22 protein-coding genes, 3 tRNA genes and 1 pseudogene are annotated in these 21373 nt (G+C 62.7%); 14 read left to right on the forward strand and 12 right to left on the reverse strand.

The window, feature by feature from the left end; all coding sequences use genetic code 11:
- Positions 1-161 precede the first annotated feature (161 nt).
- Together CKO27_RS05310 and CKO27_RS05315 are read left to right on the forward strand one after the other, a co-directional pair.
- Positions 162-581, forward strand: a pseudogene (locus CKO27_RS05310) (EAL domain-containing protein); the annotation flags it as partial.
- A gap of 20 nt (positions 582-601) precedes the next feature.
- The gene (locus CKO27_RS05315) at positions 602-1342 is read left to right on the forward strand and encodes a substrate-binding periplasmic protein (protein WP_200373846.1); all 741 of its coding nucleotides are present in this window, start codon (positions 602-604) and stop codon (positions 1340-1342) included.
- A 40-nt stretch (positions 1343-1382) separates the two neighbouring features.
- Here the strand turns inward: CKO27_RS05315 and CKO27_RS05320 are convergent, their stop codons facing one another.
- Genes CKO27_RS05320 through CKO27_RS05335 form a run of 4 tightly spaced genes read right to left on the reverse strand, consistent with a single transcriptional unit; the run spans position 1383 to position 4388 of the window.
- Complete coding sequence (locus CKO27_RS05320) at positions 1383-1676, reverse strand: YkgJ family cysteine cluster protein (protein ID WP_200373847.1); 294 nt, start codon at positions 1674-1676, stop codon at positions 1383-1385.
- A complete protein-coding gene (asd, locus tag CKO27_RS05325; protein WP_200373848.1) occupies positions 1663-2565 on the reverse strand; it encodes an archaetidylserine decarboxylase in 903 nt (300 codons plus the stop codon). Before asd ends, CKO27_RS05320 begins: the two co-directional genes overlap by 14 nt.
- Complete coding sequence (locus tag CKO27_RS05330; RefSeq protein WP_200373849.1) at positions 2562-3179, reverse strand: SCO family protein; 618 nt, start codon at positions 3177-3179, stop codon at positions 2562-2564. Before CKO27_RS05330 ends, asd begins: the two co-directional genes overlap by 4 nt.
- Positions 3180-3191: 12 nt before the next feature.
- On the reverse strand, positions 3192-4388 hold the full coding sequence (locus CKO27_RS05335; RefSeq protein ID WP_200373850.1) for a pyridoxal-phosphate-dependent aminotransferase family protein: 1197 nt from the start codon (positions 4386-4388) through the stop codon (positions 3192-3194).
- 104 nt (positions 4389-4492) lie between these two features.
- Between CKO27_RS05335 and msrB the strand changes: the two genes are divergently transcribed.
- The gene (msrB, locus tag CKO27_RS05340) at positions 4493-4894 is read left to right on the forward strand and encodes a peptide-methionine (R)-S-oxide reductase MsrB (protein ID WP_200373851.1); all 402 of its coding nucleotides are present in this window, start codon (positions 4493-4495) and stop codon (positions 4892-4894) included.
- Between the two features lie 50 nt (positions 4895-4944).
- Here msrB and CKO27_RS05345 read toward each other — a convergent pair whose 3' ends face one another.
- Positions 4945-5589: a hypothetical protein gene (locus CKO27_RS05345; RefSeq protein WP_242470749.1), complete on the reverse strand. Its 645-nt coding sequence runs from the start codon at positions 5587-5589 to the stop codon at positions 4945-4947.
- Positions 5590-5885: 296 nt separating this feature from the next.
- Here CKO27_RS05345 and CKO27_RS05350 point away from each other — a divergent pair, with 296 nt between their 5' ends.
- The 4 genes from CKO27_RS05350 to CKO27_RS05365 all read left to right on the forward strand — a co-directional run bounded on the left by CKO27_RS05350 (position 5886) and on the right by CKO27_RS05365 (position 9436).
- Positions 5886-6386 carry an ATP-dependent zinc protease family protein gene (locus CKO27_RS05350; RefSeq protein ID WP_200373852.1) on the forward strand — a complete coding sequence of 167 codons (501 nt, stop codon included), beginning with the start codon at positions 5886-5888 and terminating at the stop codon, positions 6384-6386.
- Between the two features lie 140 nt (positions 6387-6526).
- Positions 6527-7987: a circularly permuted type 2 ATP-grasp protein gene (locus CKO27_RS05355; RefSeq protein WP_200373853.1), complete on the forward strand. Its 1461-nt coding sequence runs from the start codon at positions 6527-6529 to the stop codon at positions 7985-7987.
- 18 nt (positions 7988-8005) lie between these two features.
- Positions 8006-8968, forward strand: coding sequence for an alpha-E domain-containing protein (locus tag CKO27_RS05360; protein WP_200373854.1), 963 nt, complete (start codon positions 8006-8008; stop codon positions 8966-8968).
- 177 nt (positions 8969-9145) lie between these two features.
- Positions 9146-9436 (forward strand): hypothetical protein, encoded by a 291-nt coding sequence (locus tag CKO27_RS05365; protein WP_200373855.1) that lies wholly within the window; start codon positions 9146-9148, stop codon positions 9434-9436.
- Between the two features lie 89 nt (positions 9437-9525).
- On the opposite strand, the gene CKO27_RS05370 is transcribed toward CKO27_RS05365, so the two are convergent.
- Entirely contained in the window at positions 9526-9969 is a 444-nt protein-coding gene (locus CKO27_RS05370; RefSeq protein ID WP_200373856.1) for a helix-turn-helix domain-containing protein, read from the reverse strand.
- 358 nt (positions 9970-10327) lie between these two features.
- On the opposite strand from CKO27_RS05370, the gene CKO27_RS05375 reads away from it, so the two are divergent.
- Positions 10328-10741: a bacteriohemerythrin gene (locus CKO27_RS05375; RefSeq protein ID WP_200373857.1), complete on the forward strand. Its 414-nt coding sequence runs from the start codon at positions 10328-10330 to the stop codon at positions 10739-10741.
- Between the two features lie 159 nt (positions 10742-10900).
- Here the strand turns inward: CKO27_RS05375 and CKO27_RS05380 are convergent, their stop codons facing one another.
- Positions 10901-11494, reverse strand: coding sequence for a VPLPA-CTERM sorting domain-containing protein (locus CKO27_RS05380; protein ID WP_200373858.1), 594 nt, complete (start codon positions 11492-11494; stop codon positions 10901-10903).
- 683 nt (positions 11495-12177) lie between these two features.
- Here CKO27_RS05380 and CKO27_RS05385 point away from each other — a divergent pair.
- Together CKO27_RS05385 and CKO27_RS05390 are read left to right on the forward strand one after the other, a co-directional pair.
- Positions 12178-12438, forward strand: coding sequence for an antitoxin (locus CKO27_RS05385; protein ID WP_200373859.1), 261 nt, complete (start codon positions 12178-12180; stop codon positions 12436-12438).
- Positions 12435-12833 carry a type II toxin-antitoxin system VapC family toxin gene (locus CKO27_RS05390; protein WP_200373860.1) on the forward strand — a complete coding sequence of 133 codons (399 nt, stop codon included), beginning with the start codon at positions 12435-12437 and terminating at the stop codon, positions 12831-12833. The genes CKO27_RS05385 and CKO27_RS05390 overlap by 4 nt, the downstream gene beginning before the upstream one ends.
- A 197-nt stretch (positions 12834-13030) precedes the next feature.
- Here the strand turns inward: CKO27_RS05390 and CKO27_RS05395 are convergent.
- Together CKO27_RS05395 and htpX are read right to left on the reverse strand one after the other, a co-directional pair.
- Positions 13031-13115, reverse strand: a tRNA-Leu gene (locus CKO27_RS05395).
- Positions 13116-13308: 193 nt separating this feature from the next.
- Complete coding sequence (gene htpX / locus CKO27_RS05400; RefSeq protein ID WP_200373861.1) at positions 13309-14196, reverse strand: protease HtpX; 888 nt, start codon at positions 14194-14196, stop codon at positions 13309-13311.
- A gap of 179 nt (positions 14197-14375) precedes the next feature.
- Between htpX and CKO27_RS05405 the strand changes: the two genes are divergently transcribed.
- Positions 14376-14451: transfer RNA gene (locus CKO27_RS05405), tRNA-Ala, on the forward strand.
- Between the two features lie 57 nt (positions 14452-14508).
- A tRNA-Glu gene (locus CKO27_RS05410) sits at positions 14509-14584 on the forward strand.
- A gap of 135 nt (positions 14585-14719) precedes the next feature.
- Here CKO27_RS05410 and hypF read toward each other — a convergent pair.
- Entirely contained in the window at positions 14720-17113 is a 2394-nt protein-coding gene (gene hypF / locus CKO27_RS05415) for a carbamoyltransferase HypF (RefSeq protein WP_200373862.1), read from the reverse strand.
- 89 nt (positions 17114-17202) lie between these two features.
- Between hypF and CKO27_RS05420 the strand changes: the two genes are divergently transcribed.
- Both CKO27_RS05420 and msrA read left to right on the forward strand, forming a co-directional pair.
- On the forward strand, positions 17203-17790 hold the full coding sequence (locus tag CKO27_RS05420; protein ID WP_200373863.1) for an NUDIX hydrolase: 588 nt from the start codon (positions 17203-17205) through the stop codon (positions 17788-17790).
- Positions 17791-17995: 205 nt separating this feature from the next.
- Positions 17996-18532, forward strand: a complete 537-nt coding sequence (gene msrA, locus CKO27_RS05425) for a peptide-methionine (S)-S-oxide reductase MsrA (RefSeq protein ID WP_200373864.1) — start codon at positions 17996-17998, stop codon at positions 18530-18532.
- 366 nt (positions 18533-18898) lie between these two features.
- Here the strand turns inward: msrA and CKO27_RS05430 are convergent, their stop codons facing one another.
- A complete protein-coding gene (locus CKO27_RS05430) occupies positions 18899-20206 on the reverse strand; it encodes a ribonucleotide-diphosphate reductase subunit beta (protein WP_420825816.1) in 1308 nt (435 codons plus the stop codon).
- A gap of 459 nt (positions 20207-20665) precedes the next feature.
- Positions 20666-21169, reverse strand: coding sequence for a hypothetical protein (locus tag CKO27_RS05435; protein ID WP_200373866.1), 504 nt, complete (start codon positions 21167-21169; stop codon positions 20666-20668).
- Between the last annotated feature and the right edge of the window lie 204 nt (positions 21170-21373).

A 21373-nucleotide genomic window follows, 5' to 3' on the forward strand; every position in this document is an offset into this window, starting at 1 on the left:
GTCGTTGCCGCTGCGCGGCGCGCTGACGAGGATGCATGGGGGCTGGCTCCACGGGTGGGCAGTTGGGTTTGGCCACTCTCAGCCTACCACCACCGCCAGCCTTTCTCATGCGTTTCAGCAGGTTGGGCTTATCTTAGTGCCATTCGGAACGGGTCTCCAATTCGGACGCGCTCGTGGCGTTCATCGCGGAGGTGAAGAGGTATGGCGCTCGAATCGCGATGGATGATTTTGGCAGCGGCTACTCGAATTTCGAGAGCCTCATCCAGTTGGATGTCGATTTCCTTAAGATCGACGGCTCGCTCATAAAAAACATCATCGTTGACAGGAACTCCGAGATCGTCCTGGAGACCCTTATCTCGTTCGCCGGCAAGCTCGGCATCACGACCATCGCGGAGTTCGTGAGCAGCGAGGAGCTTTATAATAAGATCAAATCGATGGGAGTGGATTTCGCCCAGGGCTATTTCATCGGTAGGCCGGAGCCGCTCATCGAAATGGACGCTTCGTCGAATCCATCTCGTCGCGCCAGCCCAACGCGCATCGATGCTCGGGTCGCGGTTCCAGACCGACGGGAGGATTCATGAGGGCTATCGGAATCGTCTGGATGCTATTGAGTATCTGCTGGCTCGGCCTTGGCTTCGCCGAGGATAGGATCCGACTGACGAACGGCGAGTGGCCTCCCTATTTTTCGAGCCATCTCAAGCATTACGGCGTGGGTTCGCGGATCGTGTCGGAGGCGTTCGCCATGGAGGGCGTCCGGGTCGAATATGGTTTTTTCCCCTGGAAGCGTTCGCTGAAATTGGCGGAGGAAGGAACCTGGGATGGAGCGGTCGGTTGGGACAAGAATCCCGAAAGGGAACGGAAATTTCATGTCAGCCTTCCGGTATGGGAGGCCCCCTGGGTCTTCTTCCACCTGAAGTCCCTTTCATTCGACTGGATCGATTTCGATGATCTCAGGGATCTGCGTATCGGGGGTACGCTTGGCTATATGTATTCTCGCGGGTTCTTCGAGGCTGAAAGCTCGGGTCGAATCAAGGTGGAAAGAACCACGTCCGACGAGTTGAACTTCAAGAAACTGCGCGGCGGGCGTATCGACGTTTTCCCGCAACTGATGGATATCGGCTATTTTCAGCTACATGAGCTCTATGATCCCGAAACGGTCGACTTGTTCACACATCACGATATCCCGATCGGAAAACACTGCGACTATCTTTTGTTGAGCCGCCATGGTGAACGAAATACTGAAATGATGGAGCGCTTCAATCGAGGGTTGAAGAAGTTGAGGCAAAGCGGAAAGTACGAGCAATATTTCGACGAATCCCGAAGAGGCGAATACGGCGACTGAGCGCGCCGACCGAGGTTCGATCGCTGGAAAGCCCATCGAATCAGGCGTCGGCGGGCGCGGTCAGGCGCTCTAGCTCGGCGAGATAACGCATGGCCTGGGTTCTGTCGGTGCCGCACATTTCTCGATTCGGCGATAGGGATAGGCAGACCCTGGGGCGCTCGGGTGAACCGAAGAGTCGGCAGGCGAGATCCGGGGCGAGCTGCGCGCAGGGCGTCCCGGCGGGTTTGCCCGCTGGCATCTCCGGGATGGGGCTGCTGATCGAGACGGCGATACAGCAGGCGGCGCAGCCGGGCCGGCAGGCGATGGGCTGGCGATCCAGTTCAGGGCTTGGCATCGGCCCCGGCGATGACGCCCAGACGTTGCCCGAGCCGGACCTTGTCTCCGGGGACCAGGGCGGGCGCCCATCGGGCGCGACCGGGCGGGAAGAGCAGGATCACGGTCGAGCCGAGATTGAAACGCCCCATCTCCGCGCCACGCTCCAGTGGATTCGCGGGGCCGTCGGCGGTCTGGTCCCAGTGCTTGAGCCGGGTGCCTGAATGGGGCGGCGTGATCTGGCCCGCCCAGGTGGTCTCGATCCCGCCGACGAAGATGGCGCCCACCAGGATCAGGGCCATGGGACCGGTTTCGGTCTCGAAGCGGCAGACGACCCGTTCGTTGCGGGCGAAGAGATCGGGCACGCCGGTCGCCGTGGTGGCGTTGACGCTGAACAGACGCCCCGGCACATGGGTCATGCGGTCGAGACGTCCGGCGAGCGGCATGTGGATGCGGTGGTAATCATGGGGCGCGAGATAGATGGTCGCGAAGGTGCCGCCATCGAAGGGATGGGGTTCGTCCGGCTCCAGCGCCAGCAACTCCCGGACACCGTAATCGCGTCCCTTGGCCTGGATCAGCCGGCCCTGGGTGATGGGGCCGATTTGACTGATGGCGCCGTCCACCGGGCAGAGGATGGCGTCGGGGGCCGGATCCAGGGGCCGGGCCTCGGGCTTGAGGGCGCGCGTGAAGAAGGCGTTGAAGTGCGGATAGGCGGCCAGATCCGGCTCCAGCGCCTGGCGCATGTCGATTCTATAGAGATGCGCGAAGGTCTGGATCAGGAGGTTCTTGAGCGGCTTCCATCGCAGGCGCGCCAGCCCATGCATCCGCTCCGAGAGCCAGAGCTGAGGAATCAGGTGTTGCAGCGCGATGAAGAGACGCGCCTTGAGGCGCGTTGAGGCGGAATCGGTCATGGTGTCTCCGGAAGCAGGGTGTGAGCGTTCGCCAGGATCGCTTTCAGATCCTCGGCCATGGCGCCGCCGTCCTGGGTTTCCGGGAACAGGGCCAGCAGATGACCGCCGGGGGCGATCACGAAGAGGGTCGGCGAGTCCTGGGTCGGTAGCCCCAGGGCGTCGCGCAGCGGCGCGATCTCGTCCGGCGTGCCGCCGAGCAGCCGCAGGGCGGGGGACAGGCGGGCGAAGTCGCGGGCCAGGGTGCTATTCCCGTCGCCCGTGATCAGGACCAAGCCAAGCTTTTCGAGCAGCCCCCGTTGGTCGGCGAGCCGGTTATTGACGTCGATCAGTCGCCGAACGGCGCGCTGCCCCGAGGCGTCGGCGAGATCGCCGAAGGCCAGCAGGGTCCAGCCCGCGTCCAGGTCCGTGCGGGCGACGGGGCGGCCGAAGGGATCCTTGAAACTGAAATCCGGAATCTCGCCCGGCGGCTGGATGAGGACGCCGCCGATCTGGAGCGGTCCGGTCGCGCCCTGTCGATGCTGATTGCCCCATTGGTAGCCGAGCACGAAGAGCGCCATGGTCGCCAGGGCGAAGAGGAGACGGAACCAGAGGTTATGGCGGTTGGGCAGAAACATGCGGCGCCTTCCTCAGTCCGAGGCTCCGTCCAGATCAAGCACCGCCCGCGCCGCCGTGAGCGCTTGTCCGCCATCGGCGGGATGGCCCATGGCCGCGAGTTCGCTGGCCAGCGCGCCGAGACAGAGCAGGATGTTGGCGGGACGACTGCTATGGCCCATGAGTCCGATGCGCCAGATCCGACCGGCGAGTTCGCCGAGTCCGGCCCCGATCTCCAGGCCATGGCGCGCGAGCAGACGGGCGCGCAGGGCCGCCTCATCGATCCCGGCGGGAATGCTCACGCTGTTGAGTTGCGGCAGACGCTCGGCCTCGGGGACGATCAGTTCCAGCCCGAGCGCCTGCAGACCGGCGCGCAGGGCGCGATGGTGGCGGGCGTGACGCTCCCAGGAGGCTTCGATGCCTTCCTCGGCCAGCATCAGCAGCGACTCGTGCAGCGCATAGAGGGCGTTGACCGGCGCGGTGTGGTGATAGGTGCGTTTCCCCTCGCCGTTCCAGTAACCCATGACGAGGCTCAGGTCGAGGAACCAGCTCCGCGCCTTGGTCGCGCGGGCGCGCACCTTGTCCAGGGCGCGCTCGTTGAAGGTCACCGGGGCCAGTCCAGGGGTGCAGGAGAGACATTTCTGCGAGCCCGAATAGACCGCGTCCAGCCCCCAGGCATCCACCTCCAGCGGCGATCCGCCGAGCGAGGTCACGGCGTCGACGATGGTCAGACAGTCGTGACGACGCGCGATCCCGGCCAGCGTTCGGGCGTCCGACTGGGCGCCGGTGCTGGTCTCGGCCTGGACGAAGGCGAGCAGGCGCGCCTCCGGATGGCGCTTGAGGCTGTCCTCGACCTGATTGGGATCGACCGCGCGACCCCAGACGCCGGGCACCGGGATGGGCCGGCCGCCGGCGCGCTCGACGTTCTCCAGCATGCGTCCGCCGAAGACGCCGTTGACGCAGACCACCACCGCGTCGCCCGGCTCGACCAGATTGACGAAGCAGGTCTCCATGCCGGCCGAACCGGGCGCGGAAATCGGCATGGTCATGGCGTTGCGGGTCCGGAAGGCCCCGCGCAGCAGTTCCTTCAGCTCCTCCATCATGGCGACGAAGGCGGGGTCCAGGTGCCCGATGGTGGGGCGGGCCAGGGCGGCGAGCACGCGCGGGTGGACATCGGCGGGGCCAGGCCCCATGAGAGTGCGCACGGGTGGATTGAAGGAACGGATGGTCATGGGGGCTTCCGTGAATCGATCGGCGGGCTGGCGAGTATAAGTGGCGCCCCCTGGTGGCTCAAGGACGGGCGCGAACAGTCAATCGGGCATCGAACGAGGGCGATATGAACAAAAAAATCGACAAATCGGATGCGGAATGGCGCGCGGAACTCACGCCGGAGCAGTATCGCGTCTGCCGGGAGAAGGGCACGGAGCCCGCCTTCACGGGACGCTATCATGCCTTCAAGGAGAAAGGCGTCTACCGCTGCGGCTGTTGTGGGGAGAGCCTGTTCGCGTCGGACGCCAAGTTCGATTCCGGCACCGGCTGGCCGAGCTTCTGGCAAGCGGCCGATCCGGAGGCGGTCGCGACCGAGGAGGACGTCAGCCACGGCATGCGCCGCACCGAGGTTCATTGCCGGAGCTGCGGCGCGCACCTGGGGCATCTGTTTCCCGACGGCCCGCGTCCGACCGGATTGCGTTACTGCATCAACTCGGTCTCGCTGGCGTTCGAGCCCGAAGGCCCCTGATCGTTTCGGAGCCTGGTCGCGGGGAGGCCTCGTCTCGCGGTCCGACGCGGCTATTCGGGAGCCGAGTCTCCGAGTTGGTCCGGGATTTCAATCGTCTCCGACCCCTCCGGATTGTCCGGCGTCTTGGCCTCGGGTTCGCTCGGTCCCGTGCCGAGCAGTCCGGACGTGGCGCTGCGGCCCGGAACATCGAAGCGCATCTCGGGCCAGACCGCGAGACCCTTGGCGGCGGACACGGTTCCGCCCGACTCGCCGTCGATGGCGGTTCCGCTCAGGGCGGTGCGCACTATCATCGGGCTTTCGCCGGTGATGCCCGTCAGTTTGCCGGTTCCGCCCGTGATGGTGAACTTGCCCTTGCAGGCGCCGGGCTCGCCGTCGCAGGTGAACTCGGCGAAGACGTAGTCGCCGGTCGGGCTCTCGATGGTGCAATAGCCCTGCCCGGAGATCTGATTGTTGAGGACATGGATGATCTGAGTGCTGGGACAGGTGAAGAGCGCGGCGTCGAAGAGCCCGTCACCTTGCTCGATGTACATGATGCCCTCGAAGGTGCCGATGAACTGGAGCTTGTCCACCCCGACCTGAAATAACTGTCCGTTGGCCTCCCAGGGGGCCATGATCTTGGCCGTGCCCACCTCGGCGGCGACCTGGAGTGACGGAAACAGCAAGGAAAGAAAGAGGGCAAGGGTGTGTCCGTGCATGGGGCTCCGGCCGGAAACGGCCGCGGTCGGTTGAAGTTGGGCGCGATTCTAGGCTAGTTGCCGAGATGGCGTCGATTCTTGCCCGCCTGGCTTGAACGCGGGCTGGCTAATGACCGAGTGGTCTTCGGTAGGGTACATTCAGGCGGTTGCCAGGGCGGATTTAGGCATGGTCCCAGCTCGGTCACTCTCGTAATGACATCCATATCCTGACCGAAGGGGAGGATTCATTCGCGTCATGAGACCTGTGACCAAGCCTCTCCTGGCCGCGCGGTTCTTCCCTTCCCGGAGGTGGCGGCATGATTGATACCGACACGGAATCTGGCGCTATGCGGCTGGGCTGGCGCGAATGGCTCGCGCTCCCGGACCTGGGTCTGACCCTGGTCAAGGCCAAGATCGACACGGGGGCGCGCACCTCGACGCTGCACGCCTTCTACGTGGATACCTTCCGTCGTCGGGGGCGGCTCCATGCACGCTTCGGGGTGCATCCGCTTCAGCGCCGAACGGATGTCGTGATCCATGGCGAGGCCCCCGTGATCGACCAGCGGCGGGTCTCCGACTCCGGCGGTCATCGCGAGGAGCGCTACGTGATCCAGACCCGCCTGTCGCTGACCGGCCAGGAATGGCCGATCGAGGTGACCCTGACCAATCGCGAGAGCATGCTCTTTCGGATGTTGCTGGGGCGCACCGCCGTCGCCGGCCGGGCGCTGGTGGATCCGGATCGGTCCTTCCTGGCCGGCCGGGTGCGGCGACCCTGGGAAATCTATGGGGTCGAGAGAAAGGTCGACGCGGCCGTCTGATCGATCTCCGCGCCGGACGGGCGCGGTGGCGGGATGGACTTCCAGGTCTCGTGTCCAGCATACTCGATCCGGCGCGAGTCCGGACCCTCTCGGCTCGCCCGCATCCGCCCCTTTAGGCATCCGGCTTCAGGTCTCGCGTCATGAGTATCGATTGGAACGACTATCCCTGCGAGGGTTTGTACGACGAGTTGGTCGAGGCCCCCGGCAAGGGGCGCTCCAGCGTCGAGGGGCTGCTCCAGGATCTCGAGGCGCTCGGCCCCGAGGAACTGGTGGCCCGACAGGAGGCGGCCAATGTCTCCATCAAGGAAATGGGCATCACCTTCACCGTCTATTCGGAGGAGGGCGGGGCGATCGATCGAACCTGGCCCTTCGATATCATCCCGCGCATCATCCCGCAGTCCGAGTGGAATCGGGTCGAGGCCGGGCTGCGTCAGCGGGTCCAGGCCCTCAACCTCTTCATCGACGATCTCTATCACGACCAACAAATCATCAAGGACGGCGTCTTCCCGGCCGAGGTGCTGGCCAAATCGGTGAATTTCCGACCCCAATGCGTGGGCGTGAATCCGCCGCTCGGGATCTGGGCGCACATTTGTGGCTCCGACCTGGTGCGCGACGCGGACGGGGTGCTCTATGTGCTGGAGGACAATCTGCGGGTGCCCTCGGGCGTCTCCTACATGCTGGAGAACCGGCTGGTGACCAAGCGGGTGTTTCCCGAGCTGTTCGAGCACTACGCGCCGCTACCGGTCGACGATTATCCGTCCCAGCTCTTCGACACCCTGGCCGCGCTCTCGCCGCGTCCGGCCGATTATCCGGCGGTGGTGGTGCTCACGCCCGGCATCTACAACTCGGCCTATTTCGAGCACGCCTATCTGGCTCAACAGATGGGCTGCGAACTGGTCGAGGGGCGCGATCTCTTTGTCGACGATGACGACTGCGTCTACATGCGCACCGTCGACGGGGCGGCCAGGGTCGATGTCGTCTACCGTCGCATCGACGATCTTTTTCTGGATCCGGAGTCCTTCCTGCCGGACTCGGCGCTTGGCGTACCGGGTCTGATGCGCGCCTGGAAGGCCGGCAAGGTCGCGCTGGCCAACGCCCCCGGAGCCGGGGTGGCGGACGACAAGGTGGTCTACGCCTTCGTGCCCGAGATCATCCGCTACTACCTGGACGCGGATCCCATCATCCCCAATGTCCCCACCTATCGCTGCATGGAGCCGGACGCCCTGGCCTATACCCTGGCGAACCTGGAGTCACTGGTGGTGAAGCCGGCGAACGAGTCGGGCGGCTACGGCATGCTGGTCGGGCCGGCCTCGACCAAGGCCGAGCGCGAGATGTTCGCCGGGCTGATCAAGAAGGATCCGCGCAACTACATCGCCCAGCCGACCCTCAAGCTCTCCACGGTTCCGACCATCATCGGCAACAAACTGGAGCCGCGCCATGTGGATCTGCGCCCCTTCATCCTCTCGGCGGATCGCCAGCAGGTGACCATGGGCGGACTGACGCGGGTCGCCATGCGCAAGGGTTCGCTGGTCGTCAACTCATCCCAGGGTGGCGGCAGCAAGGACACCTGGATCCTGCCCGATCAATCCGAAGCCGAATAGCCGAAGGGAGCGGATTTCATGCTGTCGCGTGTCGCGGAAAATATCTACTGGCTGTCCCGTTATGTCGAACGGGCGGAAAACACCGCCCGTATCGTCACCGTCAACGCCAACCTGCTACTGGACCTGCCCAAGGGTATCGCCCCCGGCTGGGGTCCATTGATCTACATCACGGGCGCGAACGCGCTCTTCGAGGAACATTACAAGGACTACAGCGAGCGTCACGTCCTGCGTTTCCTGATCAGTGACGAGCGCAACTCCTGCTCGATCCTCTCGGCGCTGGTCGCGGCGCGCGAGAACTGCCGCGTCATCCGCGATTTCGTTCCGCGCGAGGCATGGGAGCAGCTCAACGCGCTCTACTTCTTCGCCCGCGAGGAACTGGATCGGGGCATGACCAAGGGTGGGCGGCACGCCTATCTCAAGCACATCATCCAGGGCGCTCAAACGATCACGGGCATGCTCTCCGGGACCATGCTGCATGATCAGGGCTACGACTTCCTGCATCTCGGCCGTTTCCTGGAGCGCGCCGACATGACCACCCGCATCATCGACGTGCGCTCGGCCAACCTGCTGCCCGAGGAAACCACCGAACTGCGTCCCTTCGAGACCATCCAGTGGGTCAGCGTGCTCAAATCGCTCACCGGCTATCAAGCCTATCGGCGCAGCGAGCAGATTCGGGTGCTGCGCGGTCCCGTGCTGCGCTTCCTCTTCCAGCATCCGGCCTTTCCGCGCTCGGTCAATTACAGCCTCGAATCGCTACGCAAGGGCTTGGAAAAGCTGCCGCGCAACGAATCGACCCTGCGCGTGGCTGGCCGGCTCAAACGGACCCTTGAAGGCGTCGAACCCAGGCGACTGAACCAGCAGCAGATCCATGCCTTCGTCGACGAACTCCAGGTCGGCATCGGCGAGTTGCACGACGAGATCGCCCGGACCTGGTTTCCGCCGCCGCTCGGATCGGAGCTCCAGTCCCAGACGCAAGGCTGATCACGGTCTGGCGGGAAAGGCATCGGGCTCTGGCGGGACATGGCCGAGTCAGCGCGGGTTTCCCCGGAAATCGCCTGATTCGGAAATACATTTGGATTTCACCCTGTGTCTGTTCATCGACCGGCTGTCGGAGCCTCTTTCGACGCCGGTCCTTGCCGAGAATGGAGGAGGAAGACCATGAATGTTGTCCCCTTGTTCGGCCTACTGCTCACCGGCGCCGGCTGGATGCTGACCCTGATGACCGCGACCGCCATGCTGTCCGGATCCTACGAGGCGCGCACCTGTCAGACCGAGTGCGTACAGACCCTGTTCTTCTCCGGCATGGCGGCTGGCCTCCTGGGTTTGCTGCTTGGCCTCATCGCCATCCGGATGTCGACCGGCCGCGCGCTCAGCCAGGTCGTCCTATGGCTGGCGGTTCCACTGTGCGCCATCTTCGCGGCCATCTTTCTTATCGGAACCTTGGCCTGATTCAAGATCACCGGACCACCGGGCATGTGAAGTTAAAGCTTCATCACCGGGAACCTCCCCGGCAAGACCTGAGGGCGGCGGCGGCTGTGCTAGTGCGGTCCCTGGGGTTCTTGCCGTGGTATTAACTTGCGCGCTTCATGGCTGATGATCGGGGGATCTTCTGGTGTTCTTGAGCCGTCAAGCAGGTCCAATAGCTGTCGGCGGCGGGCCTTGTCCATGGCTCTGAAACCCTCGATCAGACCGCGCTCCTCCTCAAGCAGTGGTTCGAACTCATCAAGCAGCAACAGCCAAGCGGGAGTCACCGACTCCAGCGCGGACGCCAGTTGCGAAGCGGCCTCCAGGCTCATGCGGCGAATGCCCTGTTCATAGTTGCTGATTCTGGATTTGGAAAGTTGCCCGTCGGTGCGCATGGAAAGGTCTCGCAACGACCAGCCGCGCCGTTGTCTTTCCGCGCGAAGACGGGTTCCGATTCGCTCCGAGAGTTTTGCAAATTCAGGTTCCACGATCGGATGGCTCCAATATTGGCGGGACATTAAAATCCCGATGAATTTACTGTAGCAAATCTCTCGTAAACTGCTCTTTTCGATTTGTGTCCGCGCGCGGGGCCTGATCCGGGATCTCTCCGGGCGATGGATTGTTGACCGTGACCCGAGCGGCTATGATCGGAACCGAGAAAGGATCCCTAAACCGCTCGGCGGATTCTTTGGTACCCGGCTTGATCGTGAGACAGGCGTTGGGTTTCGTCGCGGGGAGGTGGCTCGTCCATAGGCCATGCGGAATTGCATCACGAACACATTTTCCAGGGTGCGAGGGGGCGGTCGAGGTATATCCGTCATGAATGGCCAGGCTGGCCCGTCCGCGCATCCGTACACGATCAAGGCTGGGTGTCACATGTTAAGAGATTGGTCCGACGTTTACCTGATCGGCATCGCCGATATCGATCAGCAGCATCGCGGTTTTTTTGCGGCCTCGCATCGCCTGTACGAGGATATCCTGGATCGCGAGGGGAAGAGCGCCGTCACCGAGGCGATCACTTTCATGCGGGATTATGCGGAGAGTCATTTCCAGACGGAGGAGGTCTTCATGCGCGAGCACGACTATCCCGCCATCAAGGAACATCTGCGACAGCATGTCGCTTTCTTTCGGAGTCTGGACGAGCTGGAGAATGATCTGATGATCTTCGGACCCAGTCAGGATCTCGCGGATCGTGCTTTGGATATCACTCAGGACTGGCTGATCGATCACATCGCGGATGAGGATATGCTGTATTCATTGCATATCAAAGGTCGCTTGGCCTCCTCGTGACTTCTCGGCGCCGGGATCCTAACGAACTGTCTGGGTCTTCCGGCTTCCTTGAGGATGTGGTGAGCGAAAGCCGCGTCTTCATCCAGCAGGCCATGAAACAGCGGGTCCGGGTCGGTCATCCGTGCAATCACCGATGACCGACCCGACAAAATAGGTCTATCAGGCTGTTTTATCAGCCTTTCCCGAGCTTAACGACTTGCGGCGACCAATGGCCGCCCCGCCGAAGAGCGCTGAACCGAAAAGCCAAGCGGCCGCCGGCACCGGTACTACGGACGAGGTTCCGCTGGAGAATGAAGCCTTCACCTCGCCGCTATTCAACTGAGTAGTGAATCGGAACACGGCGGCCGTATTGTCAAAGTTGCTCGAACTTAATGTGCCAGAAATCGTGACCGAAAGCTCATTGCTGGTTTGTACGTTGGATATGGATTCGGTAACAAACTTGAAATTATGGGAGTTTTTATTGAATTCCCATATCGAGGTTCCGGCGATGTCACTGAATGCGAAATCGTACATTTTTAGGGTGTTGTTTATGGTGTTAGCACCAAGCATTGGCTCCAGGTCGCCCTGTGCGTTATCCACGTCCCAATCTGAAACCCCGGATGTCTTGAAATTAATTCCTGTTGCAGTTGGGAGTGTTCCCTTGGTCTCCATCGTTCCGACGATTTCCACCGATCCATTAATCGTGGCGGCACTTGCGATGCTTGTTGTCGCAAGCATCGCGAGTCCACTTAGTAGATAGATAAATTTTTTCATTGGCCGACCTCGGTAATTAGGAGTTGACAATTTGATTGCCTGAGTAGTGCATGGTTGTGACGTGTGCTTCGTATAACTCGAAGCAGTTTAGGTTCCGATTCAGGCGGGTTAAATTAAGCAATAAAAGGGCCAGCTATTTGTTTCCATGCAAATCAAGGATGTAAGCGATTTCTCCTTGTTTCCCCTATCGTTTGTGTAACAAAATTGAGTCGCTTTCTTGACGCGATTTGTGATGCGAAGGTTGCGTAATAATTTAATATTTAAAGTGAATTTGTCATTTATGTCTTCGGGGTTCGTCTCGAGTCTGGTACACGCTTCCGGTGCTCTATCAGGATCGATGTTGCTGCATCGATGCCGTGGTGCAAAAGCATTCCTCGAGGACTGCGCCTTGAAGCGGTGCTGGTGGCGTTTGGAGTGGGGTGCGACCATAACCTGGACTTGGGCGGGAACGAACCCCGGCAATGGCGTCCCTACAAAGCTTGAGCCTCGGAGCGTACTTGAGAAGGACAGAATCGAGAGGTGCGAAATTTCAGGAAACTTCAGTCATGAGATCTTCCCTGTCGATTAGGTGAAGGCGGCTGTCGGCCAATCTTGCGCGGCAGGTAAGATAGCCGAGTATAGATCTTGATCTATCTCACGGTCAGTCATACGCTCACCTGAACATCGTGCCAGAGGATACCGCCATGACCCAAGTTGCCAAGCTCTTCACCAACGGTCGCAGCCAGGCGGTGCGCTTGCCAGCGGCTTATCGGTTCGAGACCAAGGAAGTCTTCATTCGTCAGGATCCGGAAACCGGCGATGTGATCCTGTCGCGCAAACCCTCGACCTGGGACGATTTTTTCGCCGCGCTCAAGGGTGCCGGGATACCCGCCGATTTCCTGGACGCACAGGAACGCCACCAGGGCATGCAAAATCGCGATCCTTTGCAGGGATGGTGCGAATGAGGCGCTATCTGCTCGACACCAACACCGTCAGTCACCTGCTCAAGGAGCATCCCGCCGTTGCCGCGCGCCTCGTGGCCGTGCCCATGGCCGCCCTGTGCCTCTCGGCGATCACCGAGGCCGAATTGCTGTTTGGTCTGGCGAAGCGACCGGACGCGCCGCGCCTCCACCGCGTCGTCCGGGAATTTCTGCGCCGCGTCGATGTGCTGCCCTGGGACAGCGCCATTGCCGAGCGTTATGGAACCGAGCGGGCCGCCCTGGAGCGTCAAGGAAAGAACCTGGCGCCGCTGGATCTGCTGATTGCCGCGCACGCGCTCGGCGTCGACGCGGTTTTGGTCACCAATGACCGAGCCTTTACTCAAGTCGCTGGGCTGACGGTTGAAGACTGGACCCAGTGATTCGCGTGCGCCAGAGCATCTGACCCGCCGTGGCTATCGGCGGACCGCCGGAGCCTCGAATTCCTGTACCGCGACCCGAACGAACGTCGACATTCTATAGGCCGGGTTTTGAAGGCTGTTGGCTCGGATTTGGCCCGGATTGACGGGTCTCGAACCTCTCTGTTGAAGCGAGAACCGATAACTCTTTGACTCAATTGTGGTGCCCGGAGCCGGGGTCGAACCGGCACGGCCGAAGCCGAGGGATTTTAAGTCCCTTGCGTCTACCAATTTCGCCATCCGGGCTGTTGGAGAGGAATTTGCGTTTGGCCCGCTAGATTAGCGCAGCCAGGTGGGTTTCGAAAGATCCGATCGCACCCGGCGGGTTGAGGTCAGAGGGATTGGGCCTTCTTTGACCGCGTTGACCAGGCGCGAAAAGCCCCGACCGGAGTCGGGGCAGGACGGGGCTTCTGAATCTCCGCGCGCTTGGGTGTGTCGATCAGTAGGGGCCTTGCTCCAGCGCGGCGATGCGTTTTTCCAGCGGTGGGTGGCTGCGGAAGAGGGCCATGAAGCCTTCGCCGATCTTGCCGGAGATGCCGAAGGCGGCGAATTCGCCGGCCGGCAGATCCTGGGGTTCGTGAACCCGTTGCAGCGCGCGCAGGGCGTTGGCCATCTGGCGTCGGCTGGTGAGGTTGGCGCCGCCTTCGTCGGCCCGGTATTCGCGGAAGCGCGAGAACCACATCACGATCATGCTGGCGAGGATGGATAGCATGAGTTCGGCGATGATCGAGGCGATGAAATAGCCGACGCCATAACCCTGTTCGTTTTTCAGAATCACGCGGTCGACGATGTGGCCGATGATCCGGGCGAGGAAGACCACGAAGGTGTTGACCACGCCCTGGATGAGGGCGAGCGTTACCATGTCGCCATTGGCGACGTGGCTGATCTCGTGTCCGACGACCGCTTCCACCTCGTCACGGCTCATGTGGCGCAGCAGGCCGGTGCTTACGGCCACTAGGGCGTCGTTGCGATTCCAGCCGGTCGCGAAGGCGTTTGGATCGGGGGAGTCGAAGAGGCCGACCTCGGGCATACGGATACCGGCGCGCTCGGATTGGCGCGCGACGGTTTCCATCAGCCACTGCTCCAGCGGAGTCGAGGGATGCTCAATGACGTGGACCCCCATGCCGCTCTTGGCCATCGTCTTGGACAGGAAAAGCGAGATGAGCGAGCCGCTGAAACCGATGATGGCGGCCATGATCAGGAGCGCGCCCATGTCGATCCCGCCGCTCTCCAGGAGGACGCCATCGATTCCGAGCAGTCTGAAGACGACACTGATGACGATCAGTATCGCGACGTTGGTGGCTAGAAACAGCATGATTCGCATCATTGGGGTTGGATCTCATTGATTCGTAGTCCAAAAATACCCCTAAGCTTGCTTGGCGCGCAAGCCCGGAAGGTCTCCGATGGTACTGGCGCCTCATATAGGGGCGATGCCTGAACAACAAAATTTTAAAACTACTGGACAGGTCCGAGAAAGACCTATAGTATTTCGCGTCTCGAAGCCATGGGGCCATAGCTCAGCTGGGAGAGCGCAACACTGGCAGTGTTGAGGTCGGCGGTTCGATCCCGCCTGGCTCCACCAAATTCAAGATCATTCAAGGTATTAGGCCGCCTTGAAATCGATCTAAAAATAGTAACTGTCCCCATCGTCTAGTGGCCTAGGACACCGCCCTTTCACGGCGGTAACCGGGGTTCGAACCCCCGTGGGGACGCCAATCAAGCATAACGGGTTAGCCGCGACAGTGGCTAGCCCGTTTGTCGTTGGGGGTGCGTATCAATGCGCTCGATCCAGGACAAACTCGCCACCATCGTCTCCGATATCGACCGGGCGGGGCATGCCAATCAAACCCCTATGTCTCGTCGCGTTCCATGCGCCGCGACGTCCGAGTCAGTGCTCGGGCCGCCGCGACGCTCGCCTGACCGAGCGCCAGGCCGCCGTCGTTCGACGGTACGTGCCGCTGACCGAGCGGGTTCAGTCCGGCGGCGCTCAAACCCTTGGTGACTGACTCCATCAAAATCCTGTTCTGAAAGACGCCACCCGAGAGCGCGACGGTCGTGACGCCGTGTGTCCTCGCCAGCCGTACGGCCGTATCCACGATCGCGTCCGCGAAGCCGACGTGGAAACGGGCCGCGATGCGTGCCGGCGCGACACCCTGGGCGAGATCGGTGAACAGCGCCCCCCAGAGTGGGGCCGCATCCAGTTGCCACGCGGATGACTCCTGGTCGAGCCGGCAAGGATAGCCGGGCGTCGAGGCGTCGATCGCCCCCGTGGCGAGGGCCTCAAGCTCGATCGCGGCCTGCCCCTCATAAGTCACCCGCTCACCCCCGAGTCCGAGCGCGGCCGCCACGGCGTCGAAGAGTCGCCCGGCCGAGCTGGACCGCGGGGCATTCAATCCGCGTTCGATCAGTGTTTGTATCAGTTCAATCGGCTTGTCGCTCAGTCTTCGCGTGACCTCCAGGTCTGGGTAACGGGCGCGCATGGCGTCCCAGCCGTCGGCGGCCTCGAGTTGCGCCAGTAGATTGCGCCAGGGCTCCAGGATCGCCTGGGTTCCGCCCGGCATGGCGACCGGCTTCAGGTGCCCGACGCGGCGGTAGTCTCGGTAGTCGCCGAGCAGGAACTCGCCGCCCCAGAGCGTGCCGTCGTCGCCGAGACCCAGACCATCGAGGAGGATCCCGAGCACCGGATCGGCGTCGAGTGGCCGGTCGTTGTCGGCCAGCACCGAGGCGAGGTGGGCGTGATGGTGCTGGACGCCGACCAGCGGCAGCCCCTCACGCTCCGCCCAGGCGCGGCCGATGAGCGTGGAGCGATAGTCCGGATGGAGATCCACGGCCAGGATCGCGGGTCGATGCTGAAAAAGGTCGCGATAGAGCCGGAGCGTAGCCTCGTATTCGCGGGACGTTCTGGCCTCTTCCAGATCACCGAGATGCTGGGAGAGGATCGCCTCGCCGTCGCGGACCAGACAGAAGCAGTTTTTCAGTTCGCCGCCGAAGGCGAGGATCGGCGGTGACTCGGCGAATCCGGGTGGCAGCGGCCTGGGCGCCGGGGCGTAGCCGCGTGCCCGGCGCAGCCGTCGCGGGGCACCGGCCATGACGCGTACAACCGAGTCGTCGACCCGGTTCTGGATGTCGCGATCGTGTAGCAGCGAGAAATCGGCGATCGGCTTGAGACGCTGGCTCGCGTCCTGATTGTCGAGACATTGCGGCTCGTCGCTCAGGTTGCCGCTGGTCATGATCAGCGGGCGATCCCAGTCGGCCAGCAAAAGATGGTGGAGCGGGCTGTAGGGCAACATGAAGCCGAGCGTGACCTGGCCGGGGGCGATCGCGGAGGCCAGTCCGGCGGACGTTCCGTCGGCGTTGGCGCATCGATCCAGCAGGACGATCGGGGCCGCCGGGCTTCGCAGTAGCTCGGCCTCCTGGTCCGAGAGGTGACAATAGGTCCGGATCACCGCCAGATCCCGCGCCATCAGGGCGAAGGGCTTGGCGAAGCGGCGCTTGCGACCGCGCAATTCGGCGACGGCCGGCTCGTTGGTGGCATCGCAGGCGAGATGGAAACCGCCGATGCCTTTGATGGCCAGGATCCGGCCCGCGTCCAGCAACCGGCTGGCGGCGGCGATGGCATCCCGATCGCCCCTGTCGGCGGCTGTCGGCTCGGCGCCATCCGCGTCGATCAGCCAGACCCTGGGTCCGCAGTCCGGGCAGGCGTTGGGCTGGGCGTGGAAGCGACGGTCGCCGGGATCCTCGTACTCGGCCTGGCAGCGTGGACACATGGGAAAGGCCGCCATGCTGGTCCGCGCGCGGTCGTAGGGGAGGCCGCGCACGATGCTCAGTCGCGGGCCGCAATGGGTGCAGTTGGTGAAGGGATAGCGGTAGCGTCGGTTGGACGTATCGCGGATCTCGGACGCGCAGGCGGGGCAGGTGGCCGCGTCGGCGGCGAGGCTCGTATGGATCTCGGTGGCTTCGCTGGCCAGGATCACGAAAGACTGGGTGACGAGCGCGGTCTCCAGGGGCTGGCGCTCGATCGCGTCGATCCGCGCCAGGGGCGGGCATTCCGCTCGCAGTCGCGCGCAGAAGCGATCGATCGACTCCGTCTCGGTCGAGTCGCCCGGCTGGACGCGGATCAGCACGCCCTCGCCGTCGTTGCGGACATCACCGACCAGACCGAGGGCGCGGGCGAGGCGCCAGACCGTCGGTCGGAATCCGACCCCTTGCACCAGCCCTCGAACCCGTATCCGTTCGGCCTTCATCTCGATCGCTCCAGGCGGTTGGCCCTTGAAAATCCGCGTGACTTCTGTCTATCTGTCGACTGCATTCGGTGACGATCGACAGGATTGACATGAATTATTGCAGCCGATGTGGCGCCCCCGTCAGCCTTCTCATCCCCTCCGGCGATAACCGCGAGCGCCATGTCTGCGGCCAGTGCGGGACCATTCATTACCAGAACCCCAAGGTGGTGGTGGGCTGCATCCCGGAGTGGGAGGACCGGATCCTGCTCTGTCGGCGGGCGATTCAGCCGCGCCTGGGTCTCTGGACCCTCCCGGCCGGCTTCATGGAGCGCGGCGAGACCACCGAGGATGGGGCCGCGCGCGAGACCCTGGAAGAGGCCAATGCGCGTGTCCGGGTCGGGCGTCTCTACAGTCTCTTCAGTCTGCCCCATCTCGACCAGGTCTATATGCTCTTTCGCGCCCGGCTCCTGGATCTGGATTTCCACCCTGGCGAGGAGAGCCTGGAGGTCCGTCTGTTCACGGAGGCCGAAATCCCCTGGGAGACGCTCGCTTTCCCGACCATTCGGGAAACCCTGCGACTCTATTTTCGCGATCGCGAGGGCATGTACTCGGGCGAGATCGTCCGCGAGTGGGGCGACGCGCCGCGCGTGCGGGTGATCATCCATGAGGGAGGGCGCGACGACGAGCATCCCTTGTGAGCCCAGGAATTCGTGCGCAACCGGCCGGCCGGCCGGCCGGGCGGGCGTCCACTTCGAGGATCATCCCCTTCCGGTCCGTCCGAAGCTGGTCATTGGCCGGCGCCTGGCGCGATGGGCGCTTGGCTCGGACAGGTCGCACCCTCATCTCCCAGTCCCATGAGCCGGCTCGAACGGGCCGGCGATGAACAACCTGGGGGACGAATCGATGACGATACAGAAGGCGACGCTCGGTGGTGGCTGTTTCTGGTGCCTGGAGGCGACCTTTCAATCACTCAAGGGGGTCCGGTCGGTGGTGTCCGGATACGCAGGCGGTCAACGCGCGAATCCAACCTACCAGCAGGTCTGCACCGGCGCGACCGGACATGCCGAAGTGGTCCAGATCGAATTCGACGAGGCTCTGATCGACTTCGCGACGCTGCTGGGTGTTTTCTTCGCCATTCACGATCCAAGCACGCCCGACCGGCAGGGCGCGGATGTCGGGACTCAATACCGATCGGTCATCTTTCATCACGGCGAGGAGCAGCGAGCGATCGCCGAGTCGGTCATCGCCAGGCTGACCGCCGACGGCATCTGGCCGCATCCCATCGTGACCCAGGTGGCGCCGGCGCCGATCTTCTATCCGGCGGAGGATGAGCACCAGAATTACTATCGCCTTCATCCCAGGCAGGGGTATTGCCAGGCGGTCGTCGCGCCTAAGCTTGCCAAGCTGCGGGCCGGGTTTCGGGATCTGTTGAACGAGTAGGGGCGGTTCAGCCTAGAAAGAGCCGCCAGCGATCAGCCTCCAGCTGTTGTGTATGGCCGAGGTTTTCGTTTCTTGCGGGCATCACCCAATGGGTTAGCCTCGGCCGGTCTCGGTCAATGGCCAAGTGACCGATTCCCAATAGCTGGAGGCTGGAGGCTGGAGGCTGAAAGCTCTTTTTAGGTTCAGTGGTCGGTGTCGCGGGGTGGCGCGGCCTGTTTGCCTTTTGGGCGTTCTTCGGTTGCGATCAGCCGGTCTTCGCTTTGGGACTCAATCGGGGCTGGTGCGATGAAGAACGGACGGTTCGCCGTCCGTTTGTTCGTGTGTCTGGATCCTTCCGCGACGAGCCAGGGCGTCGCCACGCGCCCGTCAATCCCAGTTCAGCGCACCGCCGGTTTGATACTCCGTCACCCGCGTTTCGAAGAAATTCTTCTCCTTCTTGAGATCCAGCACCTCGGACATCCAGGGGAAGGGGTTGGCGGCGCCAGGATACTGTTCGGACAGTCCGATCTGGGCGCATCGGCGGTTGGCGATGAACTGAAGGTATTCCTCGAACATGGGCGCGTTGAGCCCGAGCACGCCGCGCGGCATGGTGTCGTGGGCGTAGCGGGCCTCCATGGCGACCGCGTCCCGGATCATGGTCACCAGCTCCTGCTTGAACTCGGTCGTCCAGAGGTGTGGGTTCTCGATCTTGATCTGATTGATGACATCGATGCCGAAATTCATGTGCATCGATTCGTCGCGCAGAATGTACTGAAACTGCTCGGCGGTGCCGGTCATCTTGTTGCGCCGCCCCATGCTGAGTACCTGCACGAAGCCGACGTAGAAGAAGATCCCCTCGAAGATGACATAGAAGGCGACCAGTTCGCGCAGCAGTGTCTGGTCGTTCTCGGTGGTTCCGGTGTGGAAGTGGGGATCGGCGAGGTGCTGGGTGTAGGGCAGCGCCCATTCGGCCTTGCGCGCGACCGAGGGGACTTCCCGATACATATTGAAGATCTCGCCCTCGTCCAGTCCCAGGCTCTCGACCACGTACTGATAGGCGTGGGTGTGCAGCGCCTCCTCGAATGCCTGACGCAGCAGATACTGGCGGCACTCGGGGTTGGTGATGTGACGATAGACGGCCAATACCAGGTTGTTGGCGACCAGTGAATCGGCGGTCGAGAAGAAGCCGAGATTGCGCTTGATGATGGTGCGCTCGTCCTCGGTCAGGCCATCGGGATCCTTCCAGAGCGCGATGTCCGCGTTCATGTTGATCTCCTGCGGCATCCAGTGGTTGGCGCAGGCGTCCAGATATTTCTGCCAGGCCCAGTCGTACTTGAAGGGCACGAGCTGGTTGAGATCGGCGTGACAGTTGATGATCTTCTTATCATCGACGCGCACACGCCCGGCCCCCATCGCGAGGGTCTCGAGTCCGGTGGCCCCGCCGACGCTGGCCTCCTGTTCGCGATGAGCGGTGCTGGATCCGCTCGGCGGTTCGGCTGTTCGCATGGCGGGCAGCAGGGTGTCCTCGATCGGCAGGGCCGCTTGAGGATCATCGAGCGAGGCGAAGGGATTGGGATCCACCACCGGCGCGGCCCCGGCGGTCAGCATCAGCGATTGGTTGTCGATCAGCCCCAGGCCAGGTCGCGCGCGCGCCTGGGAGTCGTGGGACGCGCTCCTGGTCGCCGCCGTCGCCATCACCCGAGGTGTCTCGATCCCGGCCGGCGGCTCGTCATCGAAGGCGCTCGTCACCCGAGGATTCGGGTTCTTGGTGGCCACGGCGAGTGGGTCGTCCCAGTTCAGCATGATGCTCTGCCCTCGGTATCGGTCGGTGTGGGAAGAAGGCCGCGGGTCATCTGGATTTCCCTGTGGCGGTGCCGCTGGCCCATGGGCGCAGTGTAAGGCATTTTTCGGCTAAGTCTAGTCGGTGGCACTATATGTTGTAGCGTCTTGATTTTGTATCTCGATATATAGTGTCCGCGATCGACCGCTCGGGTCGGCCTGGCGCGGGGCGAAGGCGGTCGTCGCGCCCGCTGGGAACACCGACGCGCCCGAGCGCGGGCGAATCGGAGGGCCTGGCGGCGACTTCAAGGGCGTGTGGTGGCCTGGCGGATCGCCAGGGAGCGACCTGGGAAACAAGCGGTGGTCCTGGGAAGATCAGGCGGGGGACGGTGAGTGGTCGCGTTCTTCCATCCAGAACCGGCGGTTGCCCATGTCTGGCTCGATGGGTCGATTGATGTCGTGAACGTCCGGGGGCGGGTTGGCTGAATCGCTCTTCCGAGGGGCCTCGGGCCTGGATGGGGATGGCCCAGAGGGGAGATAAGAGGCGATGACGCCATAGAGATCGCTCGCGGCGCGTTTGGCCTGGGCGACGGGCAGATGATCGAAGCAAATCAGGGTCGGCTTGATCCGCAGATAGGAGCCGGGAACCGCGAAGCGGTCGAAGATGGCGCGGACCTCGCGTTCCAGGGCGGCGAAATTGGCTTGAATTCTGGCGTCGCAGCAGGGCGGCAGGGTGACATAGTCCCAGAGCACGTCGGCGGACATCTCGCCGCTACGGATGACGACGTAAGGCGTTTGAGCATTGCGGCAGGCGTGAAACCAATCCGTGTCGGTGAAGGAATCCCTCGCGTCGACCAGATCGAAAGGCGCGGCTGTCATGGCGGCTGTTCTCTTTCTTTATTCCGTGAGTCATTGGTTTTCCTACGATTGATCCTTGTCCCTCGAAAGACGCGGGAATCGCAAGCCGGATCGGATCCGGCCGATCCAGAGGAGGGCCATGGCGCGCACCATGGGGCGCGTATCGTAGCCAATAAGGATGAGGCAATCGCGCGGCCCTGTCGATTATGGATGTTCCCAACATCG

Origin of the sequence: Thiocystis violacea (assembly GCF_016583575.1) — a bacterium.
In the GTDB taxonomy this organism is placed as follows: Bacteria; Pseudomonadota; Gammaproteobacteria; order Chromatiales; family Chromatiaceae; genus Thiocystis; species Thiocystis violacea.

Coding starts and splice junctions, on each gene's coding strand:
- CKO27_RS05315 (WP_200373846.1), top strand. CDS start 602: ATGCTATTGAGTATCTGCTGGCTCGGCCTTGGCTTCGCCGAGGATAGG.
- CKO27_RS05320 (WP_200373847.1), bottom strand. CDS start 1,676: ATGCCAAGCCCTGAACTGGATCGCCAGCCCATCGCCTGCCGGCCCGGC.
- asd (WP_200373848.1), bottom strand. CDS start 2,565: ATGACCGATTCCGCCTCAACGCGCCTCAAGGCGCGTCTCTTCATCGCG.
- CKO27_RS05330 (WP_200373849.1), bottom strand. CDS start 3,179: ATGTTTCTGCCCAACCGCCATAACCTCTGGTTCCGTCTCCTCTTCGCC.
- CKO27_RS05335 (WP_200373850.1), bottom strand. CDS start 4,388: ATGACCATCCGTTCCTTCAATCCACCCGTGCGCACTCTCATGGGGCCT.
- msrB (WP_200373851.1), top strand. CDS start 4,493: ATGAACAAAAAAATCGACAAATCGGATGCGGAATGGCGCGCGGAACTC.
- CKO27_RS05345 (WP_242470749.1), bottom strand. CDS start 5,589: ATGCACGGACACACCCTTGCCCTCTTTCTTTCCTTGCTGTTTCCGTCA.
- CKO27_RS05350 (WP_200373852.1), top strand. CDS start 5,886: ATGATTGATACCGACACGGAATCTGGCGCTATGCGGCTGGGCTGGCGC.
- CKO27_RS05355 (WP_200373853.1), top strand. CDS start 6,527: ATGAGTATCGATTGGAACGACTATCCCTGCGAGGGTTTGTACGACGAG.
- CKO27_RS05360 (WP_200373854.1), top strand. CDS start 8,006: ATGCTGTCGCGTGTCGCGGAAAATATCTACTGGCTGTCCCGTTATGTC.
- CKO27_RS05365 (WP_200373855.1), top strand. CDS start 9,146: ATGAATGTTGTCCCCTTGTTCGGCCTACTGCTCACCGGCGCCGGCTGG.
- CKO27_RS05370 (WP_200373856.1), bottom strand. CDS start 9,969: ATGTCCCGCCAATATTGGAGCCATCCGATCGTGGAACCTGAATTTGCA.
- CKO27_RS05375 (WP_200373857.1), top strand. CDS start 10,328: ATGTTAAGAGATTGGTCCGACGTTTACCTGATCGGCATCGCCGATATC.
- CKO27_RS05380 (WP_200373858.1), bottom strand. CDS start 11,494: ATGAAAAAATTTATCTATCTACTAAGTGGACTCGCGATGCTTGCGACA.
- CKO27_RS05385 (WP_200373859.1), top strand. CDS start 12,178: ATGACCCAAGTTGCCAAGCTCTTCACCAACGGTCGCAGCCAGGCGGTG.
- CKO27_RS05390 (WP_200373860.1), top strand. CDS start 12,435: ATGAGGCGCTATCTGCTCGACACCAACACCGTCAGTCACCTGCTCAAG.
- htpX (WP_200373861.1), bottom strand. CDS start 14,196: ATGATGCGAATCATGCTGTTTCTAGCCACCAACGTCGCGATACTGATC.
- hypF (WP_200373862.1), bottom strand. CDS start 17,113: ATGAAGGCCGAACGGATACGGGTTCGAGGGCTGGTGCAAGGGGTCGGA.
- CKO27_RS05420 (WP_200373863.1), top strand. CDS start 17,203: ATGAATTATTGCAGCCGATGTGGCGCCCCCGTCAGCCTTCTCATCCCC.
- msrA (WP_200373864.1), top strand. CDS start 17,996: ATGACGATACAGAAGGCGACGCTCGGTGGTGGCTGTTTCTGGTGCCTG.
- CKO27_RS05430 (WP_420825816.1), bottom strand. CDS start 20,206: ATGGCGACGGCGGCGACCAGGAGCGCGTCCCACGACTCCCAGGCGCGC.
- CKO27_RS05435 (WP_200373866.1), bottom strand. CDS start 21,169: ATGACAGCCGCGCCTTTCGATCTGGTCGACGCGAGGGATTCCTTCACC.